The sequence below is a fragment of the Paenibacillus sp. Marseille-Q9583 genome, from assembly GCF_976954365.1.
Genome location: NZ_CDRJTB010000025.1, coordinates 11932 through 32526, shown reverse-complemented (window position 1 = coordinate 32526; position 20595 = coordinate 11932). Strand labels below are relative to the sequence as shown.

Sequence of the window (20595 nt, the reverse complement as noted above, 5' to 3'; positions counted from 1 at the left end):
GCACGAGAGAGAAATCTCCCGTAAACATAAATGAAACTTAGGTTTTGCCTGCTATGCAGTAGCAATCCTGATATCCGATTAATTGTTATTTACAAATTAACATGTTCAATTCATGATGTCAACCGACATCCTAGAACAGGTTCTGTCCATTTGATTCAATCACTTCTTTGTACCAGTGGAAGGACTTCTTCCGGTATCGTTCAAGAGTACCTGAACCATCATCATGACGGTCCACATAAATGAAGCCATAACGTTTCTTTAGTTCGGCACTCGTTGCGCTAACCAAGTCGATGCAGCCCCAGCTTGTATAGCCTATAACCTCTACCCCGTCAGCAATAGCTTCCGCGACCTGAACCAGATGATCTCGTAAATAATTGATCCGATAGTCGTCGTTTATTACCTTTTCGCCGTTCCCATCTAATACCAGCTGATCGACAGCACCAAGACCATTTTCCACGATAAACAGCGGTTTCTGATATCGGTCGTAGAACATATTCATAACATAACGCAAGCCTTGTGGGTCGATCTGCCAGCCCCATTCGCTCGCTTCCAGATACGGATTAGGCACCCCACCCAGCAGGTTCCCTTCTCCTCTGATCTGTTTCTCTGGATCAGCCGTTTCACAAGTGCTCATATAGTAACTGAACGATATGAAATCCACAGTATGCTTCAGAATCTCTTCGTCCCCTGGTTCAAAATGAATGTGAATCCCATTTTCTTTGAAGAACCGCTTCATATAGCCAGGGTAATACCCTCTAGCATGAACATCCGCAAAGAACATATTTTTGTGATCACTTTGCATTGCCTTGATCAAATCGTCCGGATGCGGAGTGAGCGGATAAATCGGCATACTGAGCACCATACACCCGATCTGGAAATCAGGATTGATTTCATGGCCGATCTTCACAGCCAGAGCACTTGCTACGAACTCATGATGAATGGCCTGATACAGATCCTGCTTGCTCAATTTCTCCAACGGCGTATTGATCCCGCCACTCATAAATGGGAACTCAAGAATGGAGTTAATCTCGTTAAAGGTCAGCCAATATTTAACCTTGTTCTTGTAACGATTATATATCGTTCTCACATAGCGCTCGTAAAAATCCACCATCTTACGGTTAACCCATCCATCATATTCTCTTGCCAGATGTAGCGGAGTTTCATAATGGGAGATGGTCACCAGTGGCTCGATACCGTATTTATGACACTCATCGAATAGGTCGTCGTAAAACTGCAGACCTTTTTCATTGGGCTCCAGCTCGTCACCTTTTGGAAAAATCCGGGACCAGGCAATGGAAGTCCGGAATACTTTAAAGCCCATTTCCGCGAACAGCTTAATATCTTCTTTATATCGGTGATAGAAATCGATTCCCACCAGCTTCATATTATCGTCGGTAGGAACCTCTGTAGGCGCAGACTTAATCCCCTTTGGCATAACATCTTGGGTGGACCATCCTTTACCATCCTCCTGATACGCCCCTTCAAGCTGATTGGCTGCTACAGCACCGCCCCATAAGAATCCTTTTGGAAATTGCAATTCCATATTTTTTCCCGCCTTTGCTATTGTGATAGTATAGGATTACTGCTCTAATTCGAATCCTAAACCTTGGAACGCGTTACATGTCAAGTATTATTCATGCGAAGGAGAACAAACCGATGTCCACTCTTGATGAAATTGCTAAGCTATCGGGCTTTTCCAAAGCCACGGTGTCCCGCGTCCTGAACCAATCGCCTCATGTTAGCAAGGAGACTCGTGAGAAAATTCTCGCCATCATGAAAGAAACGGACTATGTTCCTAACCGAAATGCCATTTCTTTATCCAAAGGTCAAACACAACAAATCGGCATGATCACCATGGACCTAAACGAGCTTATTCTGAGTTTTATGAACAGCTTCGTCGAAATTTCAGGTCGTTACGGATACCAGACGATTATTTATACTACCGGCGGGGATAAGCAGAAGGAGCTTCAGGCTTTTGAAGATCTCAAAATGAAACGGGTCGACGCCCTGCTCATCCTAACCTCCGTCAACGAACAGAATGTTATCTCTTCCTACTGCAAATACGGACCCATCGTATCCTGGCAGCGTATGGACCATCCTGAAATACCGTCCGTTGCCATGAACCAATATGATGGATACACACTCGCTTTGGAGCATTTGATAGAGCGGGGGTATAAGCGCATCGCTAATGCTTTTGGCCGTCCCAGCAGCATTAATACCCACAGTAGACGCCTGGCCTATGAGCAAATCATGACCAAATATAATCTTCCCGTTTTGGAGAAATGGTATTACTCTACGATTTACAGTATCCGCGACGGAGAGCAGTTGCTGCTCTCTCTTATGGATGAAACAGACCGGCCAGATGCGATTCTGTGCTCCAATGATTTGGTGGCAGCGGGTATTCTCAACGAAGCACGCAGGCAGAAATTGGACGTGCCCGGGAATCTCGCCATCGTTGGTTTTGATAATTCAGAGCTGTCGCGAACTCTTGGAATCACGACCATTCTGAATCCGATTGCGGGACAAGCGGAGAACGCTTTTCTTCTTCTAGCTCCAGTGCTGCTTGAGCAGGATCTGGAGCTGCAGCCACTTTCGTTTACATTGGTGGAACGGGAGACTACTTAGTTTGCCCAACCGCTAAAGACTTTGTCTTTAGCACTTTTATCAATTAGAATTATGGGAACAAGCGGTCAAAACCAGAACCTATTGGAGTGAAACCATGATTAAGATCCTCGTTGTGGAAGACGATAAGCATGTCAGAAAGCTGATGAACGCGGTCCTGAAACGGGAAGGTTATGAAGTGTTAACAGCTGAGAATGGAATCCAGGCACTGGAAGTTCTTGAAATCCAGCATATTGATCTGATTATTCTCGATATCATGATGCCGGGAATGGATGGTTATGAATTTGCCGAAGAGCTAAGGAATGCGAACAACACAATCCCGATCCTCATGGCCACAGCCAAACAGCTTCCAGAAGATAAGAAAAAAGGCTTTCGCCTTGGAACCGACGATTATATGACCAAGCCTGTGGATATAGAAGAAATGCTGTTGAGAATACAGGCCCTTCTGCGACGCTCGCAGATTGTAAGCGCCCGTAAGCTTGTTATTGGTAAAGTCATTCTTGATTTCGATGCGTTAACAGTAGTTCGAGACAATGAAAAACAGACACTTCCCCAAAAGGAATTCCATCTCCTTTATAAGCTTTTATCCTACCCGGAGCGCATTTTCACTCGAATCCAGCTGATGGACGAAATCTGGGGGATGGACAGCGAAACTACGGACACTACGGTTAATGTACATATCAACCGCTTGCGGAAACGGTTTGAAAACTATCCAGAATTCGAACTTGTGTCCGTCCGCGGTCTCGGATACAAGGCGGTGAGAAAATGATCAAAAAGCTAAGCAGCAAAATCAGTCTGCCAATCTACTTCTCGCTTGCTGTATTCATTATTTTCCTCATTACAGTATTAATCACCGGAATTTTGACCTACTTGTCCTTAGCCTTTGGCCTACTCGATGAGCGGATTCTTCAGGACAAAAAAATTCTCACCTTGATTATATTGATTGCCTGCATTATTATCGGCACCTTCACATCAGTAATTACCAGTCGCAGGATGCTGAAATCAATCCGCACATTTATTGATGCTATTGACCAACTGGCCGGAGGCGATTTCTCCATGCGGCTGCAGCTTAAGCACCCTCCGGAATTCAAGATTCTTTCCGAGAATATTAACCGGATGGCCGAGGAACTGGGTGGCATTGAAATTCTGCGAACAGACTTTGTAAACAATTTCTCCCATGAATTCCGTACTCCGATTGTGTCTATTAAAGGGTTTGCTGAAATCCTGAAGGATGATGAGCTGAGTAAGGATGAACGGAATGAATATCTGGATATTATTATCGAGGAATCTACCCGTCTGGCTACACTAGCCTCCAATGTATTGAACCTCTCCAAAGTGGAAGCACAGGCCATATTAACTGATCGACAGCCCTTCAATGTCGGAGAACAAATTCGCCAATGTGTCCTGCTACTGCATACTAAACTTACGAAAAAGCATATTTCCTTCAAAGCCAACGTACAGGACTATATGGTACCTGGGAATAAAGAGATGCTGAACCAGGTCTGGCTTAATTTATTGGACAATGCGATTAAATTCACTCCTGAGCACGGCGAAATCGAAGTTACTATGAGGCAGATGAAAGATCAGGTTGAAATTACGTTCCGTGATAATGGAGCAGGCATCAGTCCAAGTGCACTTCCCAAGGTCTTCGACAAGTTCTATCAGCAAGATACCTCTCACTCTACTGCCGGTAATGGCCTGGGGCTTACGATTGTCCGAAAAATCATTGAGCTGCACGGCGGAACCGTTACCTGCGACAGTGTTCTAATGCAAGGAACCACTTTCACCGTGCTGCTCCCCGATTTTAAAAAGATAAATAAAGAATTGGGGGTTACCAGTAAATGAGTGTACAATTCAAAAAGCTGAGCGGTTTTAACCGAGGAATTCTCCTTGAATTATTGACAGATGCGTATTCATTTGATCGCAGATATGAACAAAGCTCTATTTCTGATTGGCAGGATTGTGACAACTTTTTCTTTGACCATTTACAAATTGCAGATAAATATGCTTTTATCACAACTGTAAATGATGAACCCATCGGATTTGTGATGTGGGACCCTAGAAACATGCCTGAGTATGCAGAAATCGGACATAACTGCATTGCTTCAAAACATAAAGGCAATGGCTATGGTAAAATCCAGCTTCAAGAGGCGATTAATAGAATCATCCAGAATGATGTAAAAAGAATTATTGTAACCACGAACGACGATCTAAACCCTGCTCAACGGATGTATGAAAGTATTGGATTCACAATGTATCAAAAAAGGAAAAGTGAGACCGGTGCAGATTTTATTGAAGAACTCATAGATTATGTGTATTTTTTATAAGAGACTATCCCAAACAGTCATTCTATGGCTTAAGGGATGGTCTCTTCTTTCATTTCATAGCAAAAGTTAACTTTCAGTTTATCATTCTCCGTTACGATCATAGCAACGATAATGCAAAGGAGTCATTCTTATGTTGAAATTACTCAAGAATCTGGAACCCAAAGAATGGTTCTTATTCGGTATCAGTCTCATGTTCATTATCGCTCAAGTCTGGCTGGATTTAGAACTGCCTGACTACATGAGTGATATTACCCGGCTGATCCAGACACCAGGAAGCGAAATGAATGAAATCCTTGTCGCAGGCGGTTGGATGCTGCTCTGCGCTCTTGGCAGTCTGGCGACCTCGGTTGTTGTAGCGGGCATTGCTGCGAGAATAGCGGCCGATTTATCTGCAAGATTGCGTTCCAAATTGTTCGATAAGGTACAATCCTTTTCGATGGAGGAGATCAGTAACTTCTCAACAGCCAGTCTAATTACCCGTTCCACGAATGACATCACGCAAGTACAAATGCTGATTGTGATAGGCTTACAGCTACTTGTGAAAGCACCCATCCTCGCAGTGTGGGCGATACTCAAAATTTCGGGCAAAAGCTGGGAGTGGACTCTTACGACAGGTGCCGCGGTCGCATTGCTAGTAGTTATTGTCGCAGTCTGTATCGTGCTCGTCCTGCCTAAATTTAAAAAGCTGCAGCTGCTTACAGATAATCTGAATCGTGTATCTAGAGAGAATCTTAACGGTCTTCGTGTCATCAGGGCGTATAATGCCGAGGAATATCAAGAACAGAAGTTCGCTGTAGCTAACAACGAGCTTACCAGTACCAACCTATTTGCCAACAATGTAATGACCCTATTGATGCCGAGTATTACTTTGATTATGAGTGGACTCAGTCTCTCCATCTATTGGGTGGGTGCAGTCCTCATTCAAGCAGCCGAGGGTACTGCCAAGATGGGCTTGTTCTCAGATATGATCGTATTCTCATCTTATGCCATGCAAGTGGTTATGGCCTTTATGATGCTGATTATGATCTTTATTCTACTGCCCCGTGCTCAAGTATCGGCTAAACGTATCAATGAAGTGCTAGAAACAGTACCTAGCTTGAAGAATGGATCAGTAACTCAATTCCCTGTGCGAGAAGATGAAATTGAATTCAAGGGGGTTAGCTTCAAATATCCAGATGCAGAGGAATATGTGTTGGAGAACATCAGCTTCACGGCGAAGCAGGGGGAGACGGTTGCTTTTATCGGATCTACAGGCTGCGGAAAAAGTACACTTGTTAACCTCATTCCCCGTTTCTATGATGCTACAGAAGGCGAAGTGCTGGTAAATGGTATCAATGTCAGAGAATACGACCAGCAAGCGCTGCGGAATAAAATAGGCTATGTCTCTCAGAAGGCTGTTCTATTTGGCGGAACAGTGTCCTCCAATATTGCATTTGGTGAGAACGGATCCGGTCAGGTCCTCAGTTCAGATATTGTAGATGCGGTGTACACTTCCCAATCCTCTGAATTTGTAGAAAAGCTAGAGGGGAGCTATGATGCCCATATCGCCCAAGGCGGAACGAATCTGTCTGGCGGGCAAAAACAGCGGCTGTCGATTGCCAGAGCGATTGCCCGGCGTCCAGAAATATTAATCTTTGACGATTCTTTCTCCGCGCTTGACTATAAGACTGACCGCAAACTGCGCAGTGAGCTTAAGAAAGACGCGCATGATTCAACGATGCTGATCGTTGCACAGCGTATTGGTACGATTAAAGATGCCGACAAGATCATTGTGCTGGAAGCCGGACGAATCGCAGGCATGGGAACCCATGACGAACTAATGCAGTCCTGCGACGTCTATCAGGAAATTGCTTATTCTCAGCTTACGAAGGAGGAGCTTGCATAATGAAAACCAAAAATAAAGGCCAGAATACATGGAGCAAGCTGCTCCGCTACTGCCGTAAATATGTTCCGGTTATTGTGATTGCGCTAATCTGCGCGGCAGCTGGAACGGTGCTCACGTTATTCGGTCCGGACAAACTTTCCGAGATCACCGACAAAATTACAGCTGGTCTTGCCGGCAGCATCGATATGGACGGCATTACTACCATTGGTATTACCCTCGTCGTAATTTACGGCGTCGGTGCGTTGTTGTCACTTTCGCAAGGCTTGATCATGTCGATTATTACCCAGAAGGTCTCGAAGAAATTAAGAACTGATCTGGCTCATAAAATGAACAAACTTCCAATCTCCTACTATAATAAATCGGCCACAGGTGATATTTTATCCCGGGTAACGAATGATGTAGATACCATCGGGCAATCGATGAATCAGAGTATTGGTAATGTCGTAACCGCCTTAGCTATGTTCATCGGTTCGATCGTCATGATGCTGAAGACCAATGTAATTATGACCCTTACCGCTATCGTGGCAACGATCATCGGCTTTGGCCTTATGGTGGTCATTATGAAGAAATCACAGAAATATTTTGCTAGCCAGCAGGAGTATTTAGGTAAAATCAACGGTCATATCGAAGAAGTGTACACAGGACATAATGTAGTTAAAGCATATAATGGCGAAGCGCAGATGCGCACTACCTTCCAGGAATTAAATCAGGGACTGAAGAACAGCGCCTTCAAAGCGCAATTCCTCTCTGGGCTGATGCCACCCCTGATGGGCTTTATTGGTAATCTAGGATTCGTTGCCGTCTGTATCGTTGGAGGTGTACTCGCCATGAACGGTACGATTTCATTTGGGGTTATCGTCGCCTTCATTATGTATGTACGTTACTTTACCCAGCCGTTGTCCCAGATTGCCCAGGCCGCGCAGAGCCTGCAAGCTGCATCTGCAGCCGGCGGACGCGTGTTCGAATTTCTGGAGGCTGAGGAAATGGAAGACGAGAGCCACAAAGAGAACACACTGCCAACTGCTAAAGGTAAAGTAAAATTTGACCGAGTACAATTTGCGTATGAGACTTCAGAAAAACTGATTATCAATAACTTCTCGACAGATGTAAAACCTGGGCAAAAAGTGGCGATCGTTGGCCCTACCGGCGCAGGCAAAACTACGCTGGTCAATCTGCTCATCCGATTCAACGAATTAACGGGTGGAGAAATCTACATCGATGATACGCCGATCAGCAGCCTTACGAGAGAGAACATTCATGATCTGTTCTGTATGGTCCTGCAGGATACCTGGCTGTTTGAGGGTACCATCAAAGAGAACCTGATTTACAATCAGCAGAACATAACAGACGAGAAGCTTATAGAGGCTTGCAAGTCCGTTGGCCTGCACCGCTTCATTAAATCCTTAAGTGACGGATACAACACCGTACTGAACGATAAAGTTAATCTGTCCGCCGGGCAAAAGCAGCAGCTGACCATCGCTCGCGCGATGCTGAAAGATGCGCCAATGCTCATTCTTGATGAAGCTACAAGCTCAGTGGATACCCGTACAGAGCTGCTGATTCAACAGGCGATGGATAAGCTTATGGAAGGCAGAACCTCTTTCGTTATCGCACACCGGCTCTCAACGATCAAGAATGCTGATGTGATTCTTGTCCTGAAGGATGGCGATATCTTGGAAAGCGGCAGCCACGCAGAATTGCTGGCTCAGAACGGATTCTATGCAGAGCTCTACAATAGCCAATTTGAGCAGGCTTCTTAAAAACAACAAAAAAACTGCAACTCAATCATGAGCTTGCAGTTTTTTATCGTCCGTTCCTTTTTTAGAAGCAGCTTAAACCTCTCGCTGTCTCATTCCCTCAAACAACAAAATCGTCGCGGCCATCGCTGCATTTAGTGATTCAGCGCGGCCTGCCATCGGGATGATGATACTCTTGTCCACGAGTCGCGCAGTTTCCGGCGAAATGCCTTTGCCCTCACTGCCAATCAACAGCCACTGACTGCCGTGAAAATCATGCTGATAGCACGATTCTTCTCCCTGCAGCGAAGTACTTACCAGCAACGCCCCGCGTTCCCGGGCCTGTGGCAAAATCTCACTTAAATCTCCCTCCACCACCGGGAGATGAAACATCGAGCCCATCGTGGAACGAATGGTCTTCGGATTATAGAGGTCGGCACAGCCTTGGCCGAGGATCACTCCGTCTGCTCCCGCTGCATCCGCACTACGGATGATGGTGCCGACATTACCGGGGTCCTGGACACCGTCCAGGACAACCACGAGACTATCCTTCTTCGCTAGGATAGCCTCTACCGCCTGCTGTTCCTTCCGCACGATGGCGAACACCGGCTGCGGTGTATTAGTGCTGCTGCATTTCGAGATGATCGCCGCTGATACACCAATCACATCCATGCCCTGAACGGACTGAAGAAGCCCCTTAAGTTCAACGGGCATTCCCTTGTCGAGGTCATAAGCAAGGCATTCCACATCTGCTTCAGCCAGCAGCGCTTCCTGTACCAGATGAACGCCTTCTACGATATATTTACGAGCCTTGTCACGGTGCTTTTTTTCCTGCAGCCCGGCCCACTCTTTAACCCGCGTATTTTGCGGAGACATGATTTCCATAAAGTCTTCCTTTCTTCTGCCTTGCCATTTATTCTTGCTCTTATATCTTTGCTTTTTGCTCTTCTACTCCCCTATAAACCTGATGATTACGTTACCCCCACCTACTGATACGCGATCTCCAGCTTCGTCAGGTTATCTTTATGCCCAACGATTACAAGGATATCCCCATCGATCAAGCGATCCTCTGCGCGAGGGGAGATGTTCATCTCTTCACCTTGGCGAATAGCCATTACGTTACAGCCATATTTTGCGCGGATATCGAGCTCCTGTAGATTCTTCCCGAGCATCGATCCGGATACCTTCATGTCCAAAATACTATAATCAGGCGACAGCTCGATATAATCTAATATATTTGGCGAAGCCAAATGATGCGCAACCCGCATTCCCATATCCCGTTCAGGATAAATCACCTTGTCTGCACCAATTTTCCCTAATACTTTGCCGTGCAGCTCACTTTTTGCTTTTGCGATAATTGCTGGTACACCAAGGTCCTTCAGGATTAAAGTTGTAAGAATGCTTGCTTGGATGTCCTCTCCAATAGCCACAACCACCACATCAAAATTGCGAATACCAAGTGCGCGCAGCGCTTCTTCATCCGTTGAATCTGCAGATACGGCGTGTGTTACTATATTTGAAATCTCCTGTGTCCGCTGCTCGTCCGCATCAATCGCAAGTACGTCAAACCCCATACCGCTGAGTGCTCTCGCAACACTGGATCCGAAACGCCCCATGCCAATGATGGCATATTGTTTTTTGGCCATGTCTTATGTACCTCCCGTAGCATTTCTATATCTAAAACAGTATAGCATACACGAACAAAAACTTGAATTTCCAGCACCTATACAGGGTACATTAAAACGAAGTGAATATCACTATATTTCAAAAAGGAGGTACTTTATGCCGGTTACTATTGACTTACGCCAGGCGATTATTCATAAAGTGCATGGTCAATCTGAAGAGGATTTGCGGCATATGATCGAAGGTTCGGTAGACGGACCGGAAGCAGCACTCCCGGGACTTGGCGCCGTATTTGAAATGATATGGAAAGACTTGGACACCGCTAAACAAGATAATTTGGTCTCTATGCTGCATGATCACCTGGAGACGATTACTCCCGGGAATATCACGTCATAAGTAGCCGCAACTAGTCAAAAACCTCCGCTTTCCCATTGTGCAATTGCACGCTGAAGGCGGAGGTTTTTATTAACAATCAGGAAGTTATAGCTTCCTTACTATAGCAATGTTTTTGGAGCCATCTCCAGGAACGTAGCTGTCGGGTTCTTATCCATCGCTGTCCGCATAGCATATTCGTTCTCGAACAACACGACAAAATTGCCCTTCTTATCTGTAACGAGCGTAGAGTTAATACGGAACTTACTCGCATCCGGTTTAGCATCATCTACGATCCAACGCGCGAACTGGTATGGCATACGCTGTAACTGAACATCTACACCATATTCACCCTTCATGCGGTACTCGAACACCTCAAACTGCAGCTGTCCAACTACGCCGAGCAGAATATCGTCAAAGTTAACTGTACGGAATACTTGAATCATACCCTCTTCAGTCAGCTGATCGACACCCTTTTGGAACTGCTTCGATTTCAAAGCATTTTTAATACTCACTTTAGCAAAAATCTCTGGTGAGAATGTTGGCAGCTCATCGAATTCCAAATCTCCGGCCTGACTCAGTGTATCTCCAATTCTAAAAATACCTGGATCAAACAACCCGATAATATCTCCCGGATAAGCTTCCTCTACGATATCGCGATCTTGCGCCAAGAATTGCTGCGGCTGGGCCAGCTTAATGTCCTTACCCGCACGTACATGCTTCACGCTCATACCTCGTTCGAACTTCCCGGACACTATACGCAGGAAAGCAATCCGGTCACGGTGAGCCGGGTTCATATTCGCTTGGATTTTGAACACATAGCCAGTAAACTTCTCGTTCATTGGTTCTACCAAACCTGTAGTACTACGGCGGGGTTCAGGCTTCGGTGCCAGATCCAAGAAATTATCGAGGAAAGTCTGTACGCCGAAATTATTGATCGCACTACCAAAGAACACAGGCGTGAGTTCACCACTTAGTACTTTTTCATAGTCAAAAGCATCGCCTGCTACATCCAGCAGTTCTAAATCCTGACACAGTTGATCATGCAGATATTCTCCCGCCATTTCACGAATGATTGGATCACGATATCCGTCAACCTTTTGTACCTTGATTACAGAGTGATCGTCACCTTGGAACAGCTCCACCTGATTCTTCATCCGGTCATATACGCCACATAGCTCACGCCCACTACCGATCGGCCAGTTCATAGGCACAGAGCGAATACCCAGTACCTGCTCCAGTTCTTCCATCAGATCAAACGGACTGCGTCCTTCACGGTCCAGCTTGTTGATAAAGGTAAAGATCGGAATCCCACGTTTAGCACATACCTGAAACAGCTTGGTCGTTTGGGTTTCCACACCTTTTGCCACGTCGATAAGCATGACCGCACTATCCGCTGCTGTTAGTGTACGGTAGGTGTCCTCACTAAAGTCTTGGTGACCCGGTGTATCCAAAATATTCACGCGGTGATTCAAATAATCAAACTGCATCACAGAGGAAGTAACAGAAATCCCCCGCTGCTTCTCAATTTCCATCCAGTCACTCGTTGCATGCTTGTTCGCCTTACGGGCCTTAACCGTTCCCGCCAGACGGATAGCACCACCGAATAACAGTAGTTTTTCCGTTAAAGTTGTTTTACCCGCATCCGGGTGGGAAATGATCGCAAAGGTTCTGCGTCTGTCCACTTCCTTTTGCAGCTTCTGATCTATTGCTTTGTTCATTACACATATCCCTTCATATATAAAATTCCTGCTTCTGCTTCAATTACACTGGGGTTATCTTCAAATCGGTGCTCTGCTCATCGTTCATACCCCTTCATTTCTGAATGAATAGCTATCTTAGGTCTAGCTCCAGTCCGCTTCAAGTGAAAGCATCCTCTAAAGTATATCAAAATCCGGCAGACATTATCTACTAAAAAGCTTTTGCAGCAAAATATCTCCCAAATCAGGTCTATATCCTGTTCACCAGTTCCCGTAGCTCAACAAGAAAAACGCCTGACTGCGTCCGTATTGCACTTATTTCCTAATAACAACCCCATTCCTGGGTGATTCAGGGCGGCGGATAACAGCGCTAGCTCGTTTACGTTACTGGCGGCACATTGTATTCGGTTTTTCGCATACATTTGGCTCGTTTATGTTACCGGAGGCACATTGTATTCGGTTTTTCACATACATTTGGCTCGTTTACGTTACCGGCGGCACATTGTATTCGGTTTTTCACATACATTTGGCTCGTTTACGCTACCGGCGGCACATTGTATTCGGTTTTTCGCATACATTTGGCTCGTTTACGTTATCAGAGGCACATTGTATTCGGTTTTTCGCATACATTTGTCCGTAAGCTCGACTAAAACATGCATTTTGGAGGATGAGGTCCGCTCGTTCCGTCCCAAAAAGGTGTTGTTAATTGGAAGCGAAGCTCCCCATGGCCACCCTTTGAATACAGGCCCCTCCCTTGAATTCGTTTCACATTTCTCCGCAGTCTCTTATAGTAAAATAGTTGTATTTCCTACATTTATAAGAAGTATTAGCATTTCCAATCGCCTTTAGTTGTATTTGATGCAATTAAAAATTCAATGTGTTAGCTTTTCGGCCTTATGCGGAGAAAATAGTTGCAGAGAATACACTTAAAAGACTAATTTCCACCCAATATGTGATTTTAATTGTACAAAGTGTAGTTATTTAAAAAATGATCCTGTCGCCCGAGCGGCATTTGGAGCCAGAGTGGCCTTGGGAGCTGAGTGACCTTGTTGGCCCAAGCTACCTGGGGAGGCTGAGTGTTCTCTAATCTCAGCATTACAAAAAATCTCCCTGCATCCTCTGCAGGGAGATAGCACAAAGTTTAGTTATCCTTCAGCCATACTACATTATCTTCTTCCTGACCGTTTACCGGCCACCAATGGAAGCCATCCTGAGCAAGCAATTGATCCGCTTCAACCGGACCCCAAGTGCCAGCAGGATAAGCAGATAGATCACTCGACTCTTCCTTCCAAGCCTTCGCAATACGATCCACGAACGACCATGCCGACGATACCTCATCCCAACGAGTGAAATAAGTGGAATCTCCACGTGCCGCGTCATGAAGCAAGCGCTCGTAAGCTTCCGGGGAATTGATTCCAACCAAGCAGCTCTGACAGAAGTCCATAGCTAATGGTTGAATTTCAGACTCGGAACCTGGCTTCTTGGCATTAATCTTTACATAAATGCCTTCCATAGGGTTCACACGGATAACTAGCAGGTTAGGCTCCAGCGTATGCTTTTGTCCCAAATAAACATTGGTTGGCATTCCCTTGAACTCAACTACCACTTCCGTTGTCTTCACCGGTAGACGTTTACCTGTACGAATATAGAAAGGAACTCCAGCCCATCGGAAGTTATCTACAAACACACGGGCAGCAAAATACGTCTCAGTACTCGATTCAGGATCAACCTTATCTTCCTGACGATAAGCAGGAAGGGTCTTTTCATTATGCAAGCCTTGAATATACTGTGCTCTCACGACGTTCTCACGAACTTCGTCAGATGTACCATAAGGACGAAGTGAACGAAGTACCTTCACCTTCTCGTCACGAATATCTTCTGCAAGCAGACGGCTTGGTGGTTCCATTGCGATCATAGTCAGCAGTTGCAATATATGATTCTGGCCCATATCCCGTAACGCTCCAGCATGGTCATAATAACCACCACGCTCTTCAACACCTACGGTTTCGCCAAGTGTAATTTGAATATTGGCAATATGCTTATTATTCCAAAGCGGTTCGAAAAAAGCATTGGCAAAACGAATGACTTCGATATTCTGAACCATTTCTTTACCAAGATAATGATCGATCCGGTAGATCTCCTCTTCCTTGAATACCTCACGGATCTGCTCGTTCAGCTGCTCAGCTGACTCCAGATCATATCCAAAAGGCTTCTCGATGACGAGGCGATTCCAACCTGTGCTATCCAGCATGCCGCCAGCCTTAAGGTTGAACGAGACACTGCCGAACAATTCAGGTGCCAGCGCAAGATAGAACATCCGATTGCCCGGAATTCTAAACTTCTCTTCAAGAGCTTCTGTTTGAGCTCTTAATTCACGGAAGCCATCAATATCGTTGATGTCCAGAGATTTGTATTCAAAATGCTGTACAAACTCATTCCATTCGTTCTCTTCTCCCGCTTTATAACGGCAGAATTCAAGGATGGATTCCTTCACATCACTTCTAAATTCTTCCTGAGTACGCGGGCGCCGCGCCACGCCAATTACCGCAAAATCATGTGCCAGCTTACCTTCACGGTACAAGCTGTAAATCGCCGGGAAAAGCTTACGCCGGGCTAAATCTCCGGTTGCCCCAAAGATAAAAAAGACAGCACCGGGTGTGTGCAGTGCATCAAGGGTTTGATTTTCAGCCATGGCTCCTCATCTTTCTGTATGTAATATAGTTTATTGACATTCTCAGCGTCGAGAAAACGACGTTATGTCATTTTAGCATATTCCTAAAAAGGATGCTATCTGATTACTGACAAATACTCTCGGGATTTCGCAAATTTCAATTAAAATTTCTTATTACTAATTATACTTCACCTTATAAAACTATCTATATTGACGAAGTGTTTGTCACTTTATCCATTAATAGTTACTTTCATTCAGGAATATTCTGCAAATCATTCGGGAACGTTAAAGGAAAATAACTCGAAAGTCGAGCACCCTTAATGACTGACCAAACACAGATCTCATTCACTACTGTAGATCAAAACGCCGATTTCATCGAAGCAGCCTTGTTCTATTCAAATGATCTTAAAAAAAGAAGAATATCCTTTAACGGAACTGAAGGAATTCTCTTTTATCTAGAGTCCATGGCAGACACGGAACTGGTTGAGCAGAATGTGATTGCTCCTTTTTACAATAGCAAAAATAAAGAGCTTTCCAAACTATTTACAACGCTCAGCTTCGATGTGGAAACAGAACTAAATAAAGGTATTCAGGGACTTATTAACGGAGGCTGCCTCTACTTTGTTGAAGGAATATCTGAATTTTATATCCTCTCTACTCCTGCCAAACACGAACGAACCATAGCCGAACCTCTTAATGAAGCAGTTATTCGGGGGCCGCATAACGGTTTTATTGAAGATATGACGGTTAACTTATACCTGATACGTAAACAAATCACCACTCCAAACCTTACTGTTCGCTACTTCACCCTTGGGAAAATCGCTCCCAAAAAGGTAGCTTTAATCTATATGGAGAACCTTGCCAAACCTGAATTAGTAAAAAAAGTAGAATCTAGAATACAAAAAATCATTCTTGATTCGGTACTCTCCACCGGCTTTATTCAGGAATTAACGGAGGATAATTCGTACTCTATATTTCCACAACATATCAATACAGAGCGCCCAGACCATACCTCCTTCTACTTGCTGAAAGGATACGTCACAATCCTGCTGGATGGAGATCCCACAGCTCTGGTTGTACCTGCCAGCTTCTTCACCTTCTATCAGACGCCGGATGACTATAGCAATCGATGGCTGATTGCTTCCTTTGTCCGTTTTATCCGTCTGATTGGTTTTGTAACAGCATTCCAACTGCCCGCGCTCTATATTGCCACCGTTTCTTTTCACTCCAGCGTCCTTCCCTTGCAATTGTTCTTCACAATTCAAGGTTCACTGACCCGGATCCCATTCCCTCCATTGGTAGAAGCGATGCTGCTTGAACTCATATTCGAACTGCTGCGGGAGGCAGGGCTCCGTCTGCCCAGCCGTGTAGGTCAAACCATTGGGATTGTAGGTGGTTTGGTCATCGGGGATGCCATTGTTAAGGCTGGATTGGTCTCTTACTCAATGATCATCGTTGTCGCATTGACTGCCATATCATCCTTTCTCATCCCTTCCAACGAGATGAGCTCCGCGATCCGATTTATGCGGTTTCCACTTATGGTTGCTGCCTCTTTGTTCGGATATATTGGCATATCATTTGGGTTGACACTTATTTTTGTACATTTGTGTAAGCTTGAATCTTTTGGACAACCTTACCTTACGCCTCTAAGCCCGGTAAATATTCAAAGCTTGAAAGACACCTTTTTGCGCCTTCCGATATGGTCCATCCGCAAGAATACAAGCAAATCAGAGGCAGAAGAAGAATAATCATTTACTCTGAACGACAGGAGTTATAAGAATGACTCAAAAAGAAAAAATGATAACGAGGGGGCAGCTTTTCTGCTTTATGATTCAAGCCCAAATCGGGGTTGGCATTCTGTCTCTTCCCTTCAAGCTTAACGAAGCGGCCAAGGGTGGAGGAGCGCTCTCTGTTTTGATTGCGGGCATCATTACCCAACTTGTTATCATTCTTCTATGGGTTCTGCTGAAAAATTTCCCCGGACTCAACTTATTTTCTATATGTTTAAAGCTCGGAGGTCCAATTATAGGTAGAATACTTATAATCGCTTACATCAGTTACTTTGTTCTGCTTGGCTCCAATATTATGTTCAGTGCGGTGGAGGTGCTGCAGAGGTGGATTCTGCAATCCACACCAAGATGGGCTATATTAACCCTCTTCTCGATCATGACTCTCTATTTGGCAAGGGAAAAGCTTACAGTGTTGGCCAGATTCTATACATTGGCAACTTTTCTTTTTGTTCCGCTTATACTATTTGTCAGCTATGGTTTAACTCAAGCTCATTTTGAATTTATGCTCCCCCTTCTGGAGAATGGGTTCTGGAATGTCGTGAAGGGAGCACAGGAATCAACTAAATCTATGTATGGTTTCGAAATGATGATGATCGTCTATCCGCTTTCCGAAGGTACAAATAAGCAAAAATTAATGACCATTAGTCTATCCAGTTGGTTCGTAACCCTGCTCTATGTCTTCGTGGTATCCACCTGTCTGATGGTATTTAACTCTGAGCAAATCAAAATCATGCCCGAACCCGTCATTTACTTAGTTAAATCTCTTAACTTTTATATCGTGGATCGTGCAGATATCCTGTTTCTGCCGATTTGGGCCATCACGCTTGTTTGTTCTATTGTTAGCTACTGCTATGCAGCATCCATTGGACTCAGTGTTTTATTTAGTCGAAAAAGCCATAAACATTTTGCTCCGTTTGTAAAAATCATTTCTTTTATGATCGCACTTGCACCTGTAACTCCTGCAGGTGTACATCTTTTTGATACAGCCGCTAACTATGCGGCCTATGTGTTTATTGCCGGATTATCGATGGTATTGCTGATGATTTCCCTATTTATGAAGAGAAAGCCAGGTGGTCTTGCATGAAGTTTGACATGAAATTCAAGTCGCATTTACTTTTAATTGCCCTTGTTTCTATCTGTCTTACTGGATGTTGGGACCGGGAATATTTGAAAGACCTGCATCTAGCTTATTGTGCTGCAATTGATTATACAGAGAACGGAGAGATCAAAGAAACCATCGAATTAATCATTCCCCCCGATATTGAGCAGAAAGCTACCAAGAATGAAATCCATTCGAGTATCGGATCGACTGTGCGCAATGCGAGCAATCAATTGCGAAATAAAGTTAGGGGAAACATTAGATTTATTAAATATGGGTTTGAGCTTATGGGAAGGACTACGGCTGAGCGTGGCCTTTACCCTATTCTGGATGTGAATTACAGGGATCCAAGCAATCCAACATCCAACGTTCGGCTAATTATTACGGAAGGAGAAGCTGCCCAAATTCTTGAACAAAAAAAGGTTGGGGAATTAAAGATCGGTGAATTCATTAAGCAAAAGATCGATAGTCTGGAAGAAATGAGTATTTTTCCAAAAGAAACGGCAGATACCGTGTTCCGATCCCTGATGGATCCAGGGCATGACTTTGCTCTTCCATATCTAGGCAGAGATGGGGGCGAAATAATCACGAAAGGGGTAGCTCTCTTTCATGACCAGAATTACAGCGGAATGTTGAACCCCGATCAGTCAATCATGATGGTTCTGCTGATGGGACAACAGGGGAAAAATGCCCGCTTCACTAAGAAACTTGATTTGGGACATTCCGATGATATTCGGAATTTCATTACTATTAATGTGGGTTCAAAAAAAATAAAGCGGCAATTCAAGGTAACCATTGCTGATGATGAAAGCATTGATGTGAATTTGGGCTTGGAGCTGCAAGCCGTCGTAGAAGAGTTTACCGATGTACTCGACGAGAAAGAACTTAAAAAAGTCAGTCAAGATCTTTCAGATTTACTTACAAAGGAAGCCAAGACAGTTGTTAATGAAATCCAAAAGGCAAACTGTGATATCTTTGGTGTAGGAAGAAAACTTATTGCTTATCATCACAATGTCTGGAGCAACAAAAATTGGTCTGAGGATTACCGGAAAGTAAAATTCCATACCAAGGTTGATGTTAAAATTGTAAGTACGGGCATTCTACAATAGATCCTTGATTGGTCTTTTTCAATATTCTATTGTTATTAATGGTAATCCAATCGTAACGCGGCTGCTGCCCTCTTTTGCATCCTGATGAATAGCTGCCTGTAGGACTACCTCATGGTTTCCGCTGATTACGGAATGCAACAATGCCGATGTACTATAAGTATGGCTGGCTGTTGTTTCGTCTTCGTAGCTTTCCTGTACTTTAAGATCGGGCAGCTGTGCGTACATATTCTGCTCCGTTAACAATAGAGCCTTCTGAGGGTGCTCCTGCTCCTTCGCAGCCCCCTGAAGCGAGGTATTCCATTCCGTTGTGATGCCGATCTTCTGTAGTTTCGCGCCAGCCTCTTCTGCTTCAGCTTGCAGATCCGGAGTATTTAACAAATCAGGTGTCTCCAGGGTTACAATCACATAACTACGTCCGTTTCCGAGCTCACTCCAGAACATGGTGGTTTGCAAACCGGCTCTGTCGGCAGACGAACGGTAAGTAAGATGTTCCCCCCCGTCTTCCAGGCTTGTTTCTCCCAACCCAAGATCATCGGATAGGTTAGTTGCAGTGACACCAGCCTCTAGACCATCACCATTGAATTCTCCCTGCCATTTTAAAACTAAACGAAGAGGGGATCCGGGTACTGTAACACTTTTACCAAGGGAGGTCAGGAGAGGAAGTGACTTTTTCAATTGGGCGATCTGGCTGCTCTCTTTTTCACCTTCGCCCCGAAAACCTGCCAAAAGTAACGCAGTACAACATAGAATAAATACCAGTAACATTCCTTTAATACCGCTTTTTCGGCCTGCATCGTGTCTCTTTCCCTTACTTTCTTCCACATACCCCACAATCCAACACCCTCTCAATCCGGTCTATTAATCTACTAAACAGGATGTCCGCTTTACAAGATTTTATACGGAGACAAATATTTTCATATACTCGCGCACACAAAAAAACCAGCCCTTCTTACTCTGGCCAGTTCTTGTACTCACACCAATTGGGATATCCAATTATTCAGCTAGTCCATTTTTATATGCATAAATTGCTGCTTGGGTCCGGTCTTCCACACCCAGCTTCGCGAGAATATTCGTTACATGAAATTTCACAGTCTTGATCCCAATAATTAGTTGGTCCGCGATATCCTGATTCGATTTACCTTGCGCAAGCAGACGTAATACTTCCATCTCGCGCTCCGTAAGCTCTTTATAAGCAGGGGATTCACCCTTTGCATTGTTTCGAAAACGATTCATCATTTTAGAGGCGACCTGTGACTCCAGTACAGACTGGCCTCTTGCCGCAGCGCGTATGGCATCTGCCACTTCACTAGCTCGTGAGGTCTTTAGTAGATAACTGAACGCACCTGCTTCAATCACCGGATACATTTTTTCATCATCCAGATAGCTTGTCAACACAATAACTTTGATCTCGGGATACTGCTTCATTAAGTGTTTGGTCGTTTCAATCCCATCCATCCCATCCATTACGAGATCCATTAGGACTACATCCGGATTGTACTCTTGTGCCAGCCGGATACCTTCTTCCCCACTTCCAGCTTCCCCTACGACTTCAATTCCGTCTTCAGTACCTAGAACAGCAGCTAGTCCGATCCGTACCATTTCATGATCATCTACAAGTAATACCTTAATGGCTTCCTCCATCTCCATGGTCACTCTTTCCT

The 20595-nt window shown here is 44.6% G+C and carries 17 protein-coding genes; 10 read left to right on the top strand and 7 right to left on the bottom strand.

The genetic code is table 11. The features are described from left to right. Nucleotides 1–130: 130 nt before the first annotated feature. On the bottom strand, nt 131–1543 hold the full coding sequence (locus ACWNM1_RS13710) for a glycoside hydrolase family 1 protein (RefSeq protein WP_449601348.1): 1413 nt from the start codon (nt 1541–1543) through the stop codon (nt 131–133). Between the two features lie 113 nt (nt 1544–1656). Between ACWNM1_RS13710 and ACWNM1_RS13705 the strand changes: the two genes are divergently transcribed. From ACWNM1_RS13705 to ACWNM1_RS13680, 6 genes are all read left to right on the top strand, one after another. Next, nucleotides 1657–2625, top strand: a complete 969-nt coding sequence (locus ACWNM1_RS13705) for a LacI family DNA-binding transcriptional regulator (RefSeq protein ID WP_449601347.1) — start codon at nt 1657–1659, stop codon at nt 2623–2625. A 94-nt stretch (nt 2626–2719) separates the two neighbouring features. Further along, complete coding sequence (locus ACWNM1_RS13700) at nt 2720–3391, top strand: response regulator transcription factor (RefSeq protein WP_449601346.1); 672 nt, start codon at nt 2720–2722, stop codon at nt 3389–3391. Next, on the top strand, nt 3388–4467 hold the full coding sequence (locus ACWNM1_RS13695; RefSeq protein WP_449601345.1) for a HAMP domain-containing sensor histidine kinase: 1080 nt from the start codon (nt 3388–3390) through the stop codon (nt 4465–4467). The genes ACWNM1_RS13700 and ACWNM1_RS13695 overlap by 4 nt, the downstream gene beginning before the upstream one ends. Continuing rightward, nucleotides 4464–4949, top strand: coding sequence for a GNAT family N-acetyltransferase (locus ACWNM1_RS13690; RefSeq protein WP_449601344.1), 486 nt, complete (start codon nt 4464–4466; stop codon nt 4947–4949). The genes ACWNM1_RS13695 and ACWNM1_RS13690 overlap by 4 nt, the downstream gene beginning before the upstream one ends. A 130-nt stretch (nt 4950–5079) precedes the next feature. Next, nucleotides 5080–6834, top strand: coding sequence for an ABC transporter ATP-binding protein (locus ACWNM1_RS13685; protein ID WP_449601343.1), 1755 nt, complete (start codon nt 5080–5082; stop codon nt 6832–6834). Beyond that, nucleotides 6834–8594, top strand: coding sequence for an ABC transporter ATP-binding protein (locus tag ACWNM1_RS13680; protein WP_449601342.1), 1761 nt, complete (start codon nt 6834–6836; stop codon nt 8592–8594). Before ACWNM1_RS13685 ends, ACWNM1_RS13680 begins: the two co-directional genes overlap by 1 nt. Before the next feature lie 72 nt (nt 8595–8666). Here the strand turns inward: ACWNM1_RS13680 and ACWNM1_RS13675 are convergent, their stop codons facing one another. Both ACWNM1_RS13675 and ACWNM1_RS13670 read right to left on the bottom strand, forming a co-directional pair. Beyond that, nucleotides 8667–9455: a TrmH family RNA methyltransferase gene (locus ACWNM1_RS13675; RefSeq protein WP_449601341.1), complete on the bottom strand. Its 789-nt coding sequence runs from the start codon at nt 9453–9455 to the stop codon at nt 8667–8669. A 101-nt stretch (nt 9456–9556) separates the two neighbouring features. Then, complete coding sequence (locus ACWNM1_RS13670; RefSeq protein WP_076285312.1) at nt 9557–10216, bottom strand: potassium channel family protein; 660 nt, start codon at nt 10214–10216, stop codon at nt 9557–9559. A 136-nt stretch (nt 10217–10352) separates the two neighbouring features. On the opposite strand from ACWNM1_RS13670, the gene ACWNM1_RS13665 reads away from it, so the two are divergent. Then, a complete protein-coding gene (locus tag ACWNM1_RS13665; protein WP_042130985.1) occupies nt 10353–10589 on the top strand; it encodes a small acid-soluble spore protein SspI in 237 nt (78 codons plus the stop codon). Between the two features lie 98 nt (nt 10590–10687). Here ACWNM1_RS13665 and ACWNM1_RS13660 read toward each other — a convergent pair whose 3' ends face one another. Continuing rightward, the gene (locus ACWNM1_RS13660) at nt 10688–12286 is read right to left on the bottom strand and encodes a peptide chain release factor 3 (RefSeq protein ID WP_076120940.1); all 1599 of its coding nucleotides are present in this window, start codon (nt 12284–12286) and stop codon (nt 10688–10690) included. 1120 nt (nt 12287–13406) lie between these two features. After that, nucleotides 13407–14957 carry a glucose-6-phosphate dehydrogenase gene (gene zwf / locus ACWNM1_RS13655; RefSeq protein ID WP_449601340.1) on the bottom strand — a complete coding sequence of 517 codons (1551 nt, stop codon included), beginning with the start codon at nt 14955–14957 and terminating at the stop codon, nt 13407–13409. A 299-nt stretch (nt 14958–15256) separates the two neighbouring features. On the opposite strand from zwf, the gene ACWNM1_RS13650 reads away from it, so the two are divergent. The 3 genes from ACWNM1_RS13650 to ACWNM1_RS13640 are packed head-to-tail and all read left to right on the top strand — an operon-like array spanning nt 15257 to nt 18934. Then, on the top strand, nt 15257–16684 hold the full coding sequence (locus ACWNM1_RS13650; RefSeq protein ID WP_449601339.1) for a spore germination protein: 1428 nt from the start codon (nt 15257–15259) through the stop codon (nt 16682–16684). Between the two features lie 31 nt (nt 16685–16715). Further along, nucleotides 16716–17810 carry a GerAB/ArcD/ProY family transporter gene (locus tag ACWNM1_RS13645; RefSeq protein WP_449601338.1) on the top strand — a complete coding sequence of 365 codons (1095 nt, stop codon included), beginning with the start codon at nt 16716–16718 and terminating at the stop codon, nt 17808–17810. Then, entirely contained in the window at nt 17807–18934 is a 1128-nt protein-coding gene (locus tag ACWNM1_RS13640; RefSeq protein WP_052414739.1) for a Ger(x)C family spore germination protein, read from the top strand. Before ACWNM1_RS13645 ends, ACWNM1_RS13640 begins: the two co-directional genes overlap by 4 nt. An 18-nt stretch (nt 18935–18952) precedes the next feature. Here ACWNM1_RS13640 and ACWNM1_RS13635 read toward each other — a convergent pair whose 3' ends face one another. Both ACWNM1_RS13635 and ACWNM1_RS13630 read right to left on the bottom strand, forming a co-directional pair. Continuing rightward, nucleotides 18953–19765: a YwmB family TATA-box binding protein gene (locus ACWNM1_RS13635; RefSeq protein WP_449601337.1), complete on the bottom strand. Its 813-nt coding sequence runs from the start codon at nt 19763–19765 to the stop codon at nt 18953–18955. Between the two features lie 162 nt (nt 19766–19927). Next, nucleotides 19928–20581 (bottom strand): response regulator, encoded by a 654-nt coding sequence (locus ACWNM1_RS13630; RefSeq protein WP_179085807.1) that lies wholly within the window; start codon nt 20579–20581, stop codon nt 19928–19930. Nucleotides 20582–20595: the final 14 nt, after the last annotated feature.

What these genes read in the sequence shown, in the direction of transcription:
- ACWNM1_RS13685 (WP_449601343.1), top strand. Translation starts at nt 5,080, where the DNA reads ATGTTGAAATTACTCAAGAATCTGGAACCCAAAGAATGGTTCTTATTC.
- ACWNM1_RS13680 (WP_449601342.1), top strand. Translation starts at nt 6,834, where the DNA reads ATGAAAACCAAAAATAAAGGCCAGAATACATGGAGCAAGCTGCTCCGC.
- ACWNM1_RS13665 (WP_042130985.1), top strand. Translation starts at nt 10,353, where the DNA reads ATGCCGGTTACTATTGACTTACGCCAGGCGATTATTCATAAAGTGCAT.
- ACWNM1_RS13690 (WP_449601344.1), top strand. Translation starts at nt 4,464, where the DNA reads ATGAGTGTACAATTCAAAAAGCTGAGCGGTTTTAACCGAGGAATTCTC.
- ACWNM1_RS13640 (WP_052414739.1), top strand. Translation starts at nt 17,807, where the DNA reads ATGAAGTTTGACATGAAATTCAAGTCGCATTTACTTTTAATTGCCCTT.
- ACWNM1_RS13700 (WP_449601346.1), top strand. Translation starts at nt 2,720, where the DNA reads ATGATTAAGATCCTCGTTGTGGAAGACGATAAGCATGTCAGAAAGCTG.
- ACWNM1_RS13645 (WP_449601338.1), top strand. Translation starts at nt 16,716, where the DNA reads ATGACTCAAAAAGAAAAAATGATAACGAGGGGGCAGCTTTTCTGCTTT.
- zwf (WP_449601340.1), bottom strand. Translation starts at nt 14,957, where the DNA reads ATGGCTGAAAATCAAACCCTTGATGCACTGCACACACCCGGTGCTGTC.
- ACWNM1_RS13650 (WP_449601339.1), top strand. Translation starts at nt 15,257, where the DNA reads ATGACTGACCAAACACAGATCTCATTCACTACTGTAGATCAAAACGCC.
- ACWNM1_RS13670 (WP_076285312.1), bottom strand. Translation starts at nt 10,216, where the DNA reads ATGGCCAAAAAACAATATGCCATCATTGGCATGGGGCGTTTCGGATCC.
- ACWNM1_RS13660 (WP_076120940.1), bottom strand. Translation starts at nt 12,286, where the DNA reads ATGAACAAAGCAATAGATCAGAAGCTGCAAAAGGAAGTGGACAGACGC.
- ACWNM1_RS13710 (WP_449601348.1), bottom strand. Translation starts at nt 1,543, where the DNA reads ATGGAATTGCAATTTCCAAAAGGATTCTTATGGGGCGGTGCTGTAGCA.
- ACWNM1_RS13705 (WP_449601347.1), top strand. Translation starts at nt 1,657, where the DNA reads ATGTCCACTCTTGATGAAATTGCTAAGCTATCGGGCTTTTCCAAAGCC.
- ACWNM1_RS13695 (WP_449601345.1), top strand. Translation starts at nt 3,388, where the DNA reads ATGATCAAAAAGCTAAGCAGCAAAATCAGTCTGCCAATCTACTTCTCG.
- ACWNM1_RS13675 (WP_449601341.1), bottom strand. Translation starts at nt 9,455, where the DNA reads ATGGAAATCATGTCTCCGCAAAATACGCGGGTTAAAGAGTGGGCCGGG.
- ACWNM1_RS13630 (WP_179085807.1), bottom strand. Translation starts at nt 20,581, where the DNA reads ATGGAGATGGAGGAAGCCATTAAGGTATTACTTGTAGATGATCATGAA.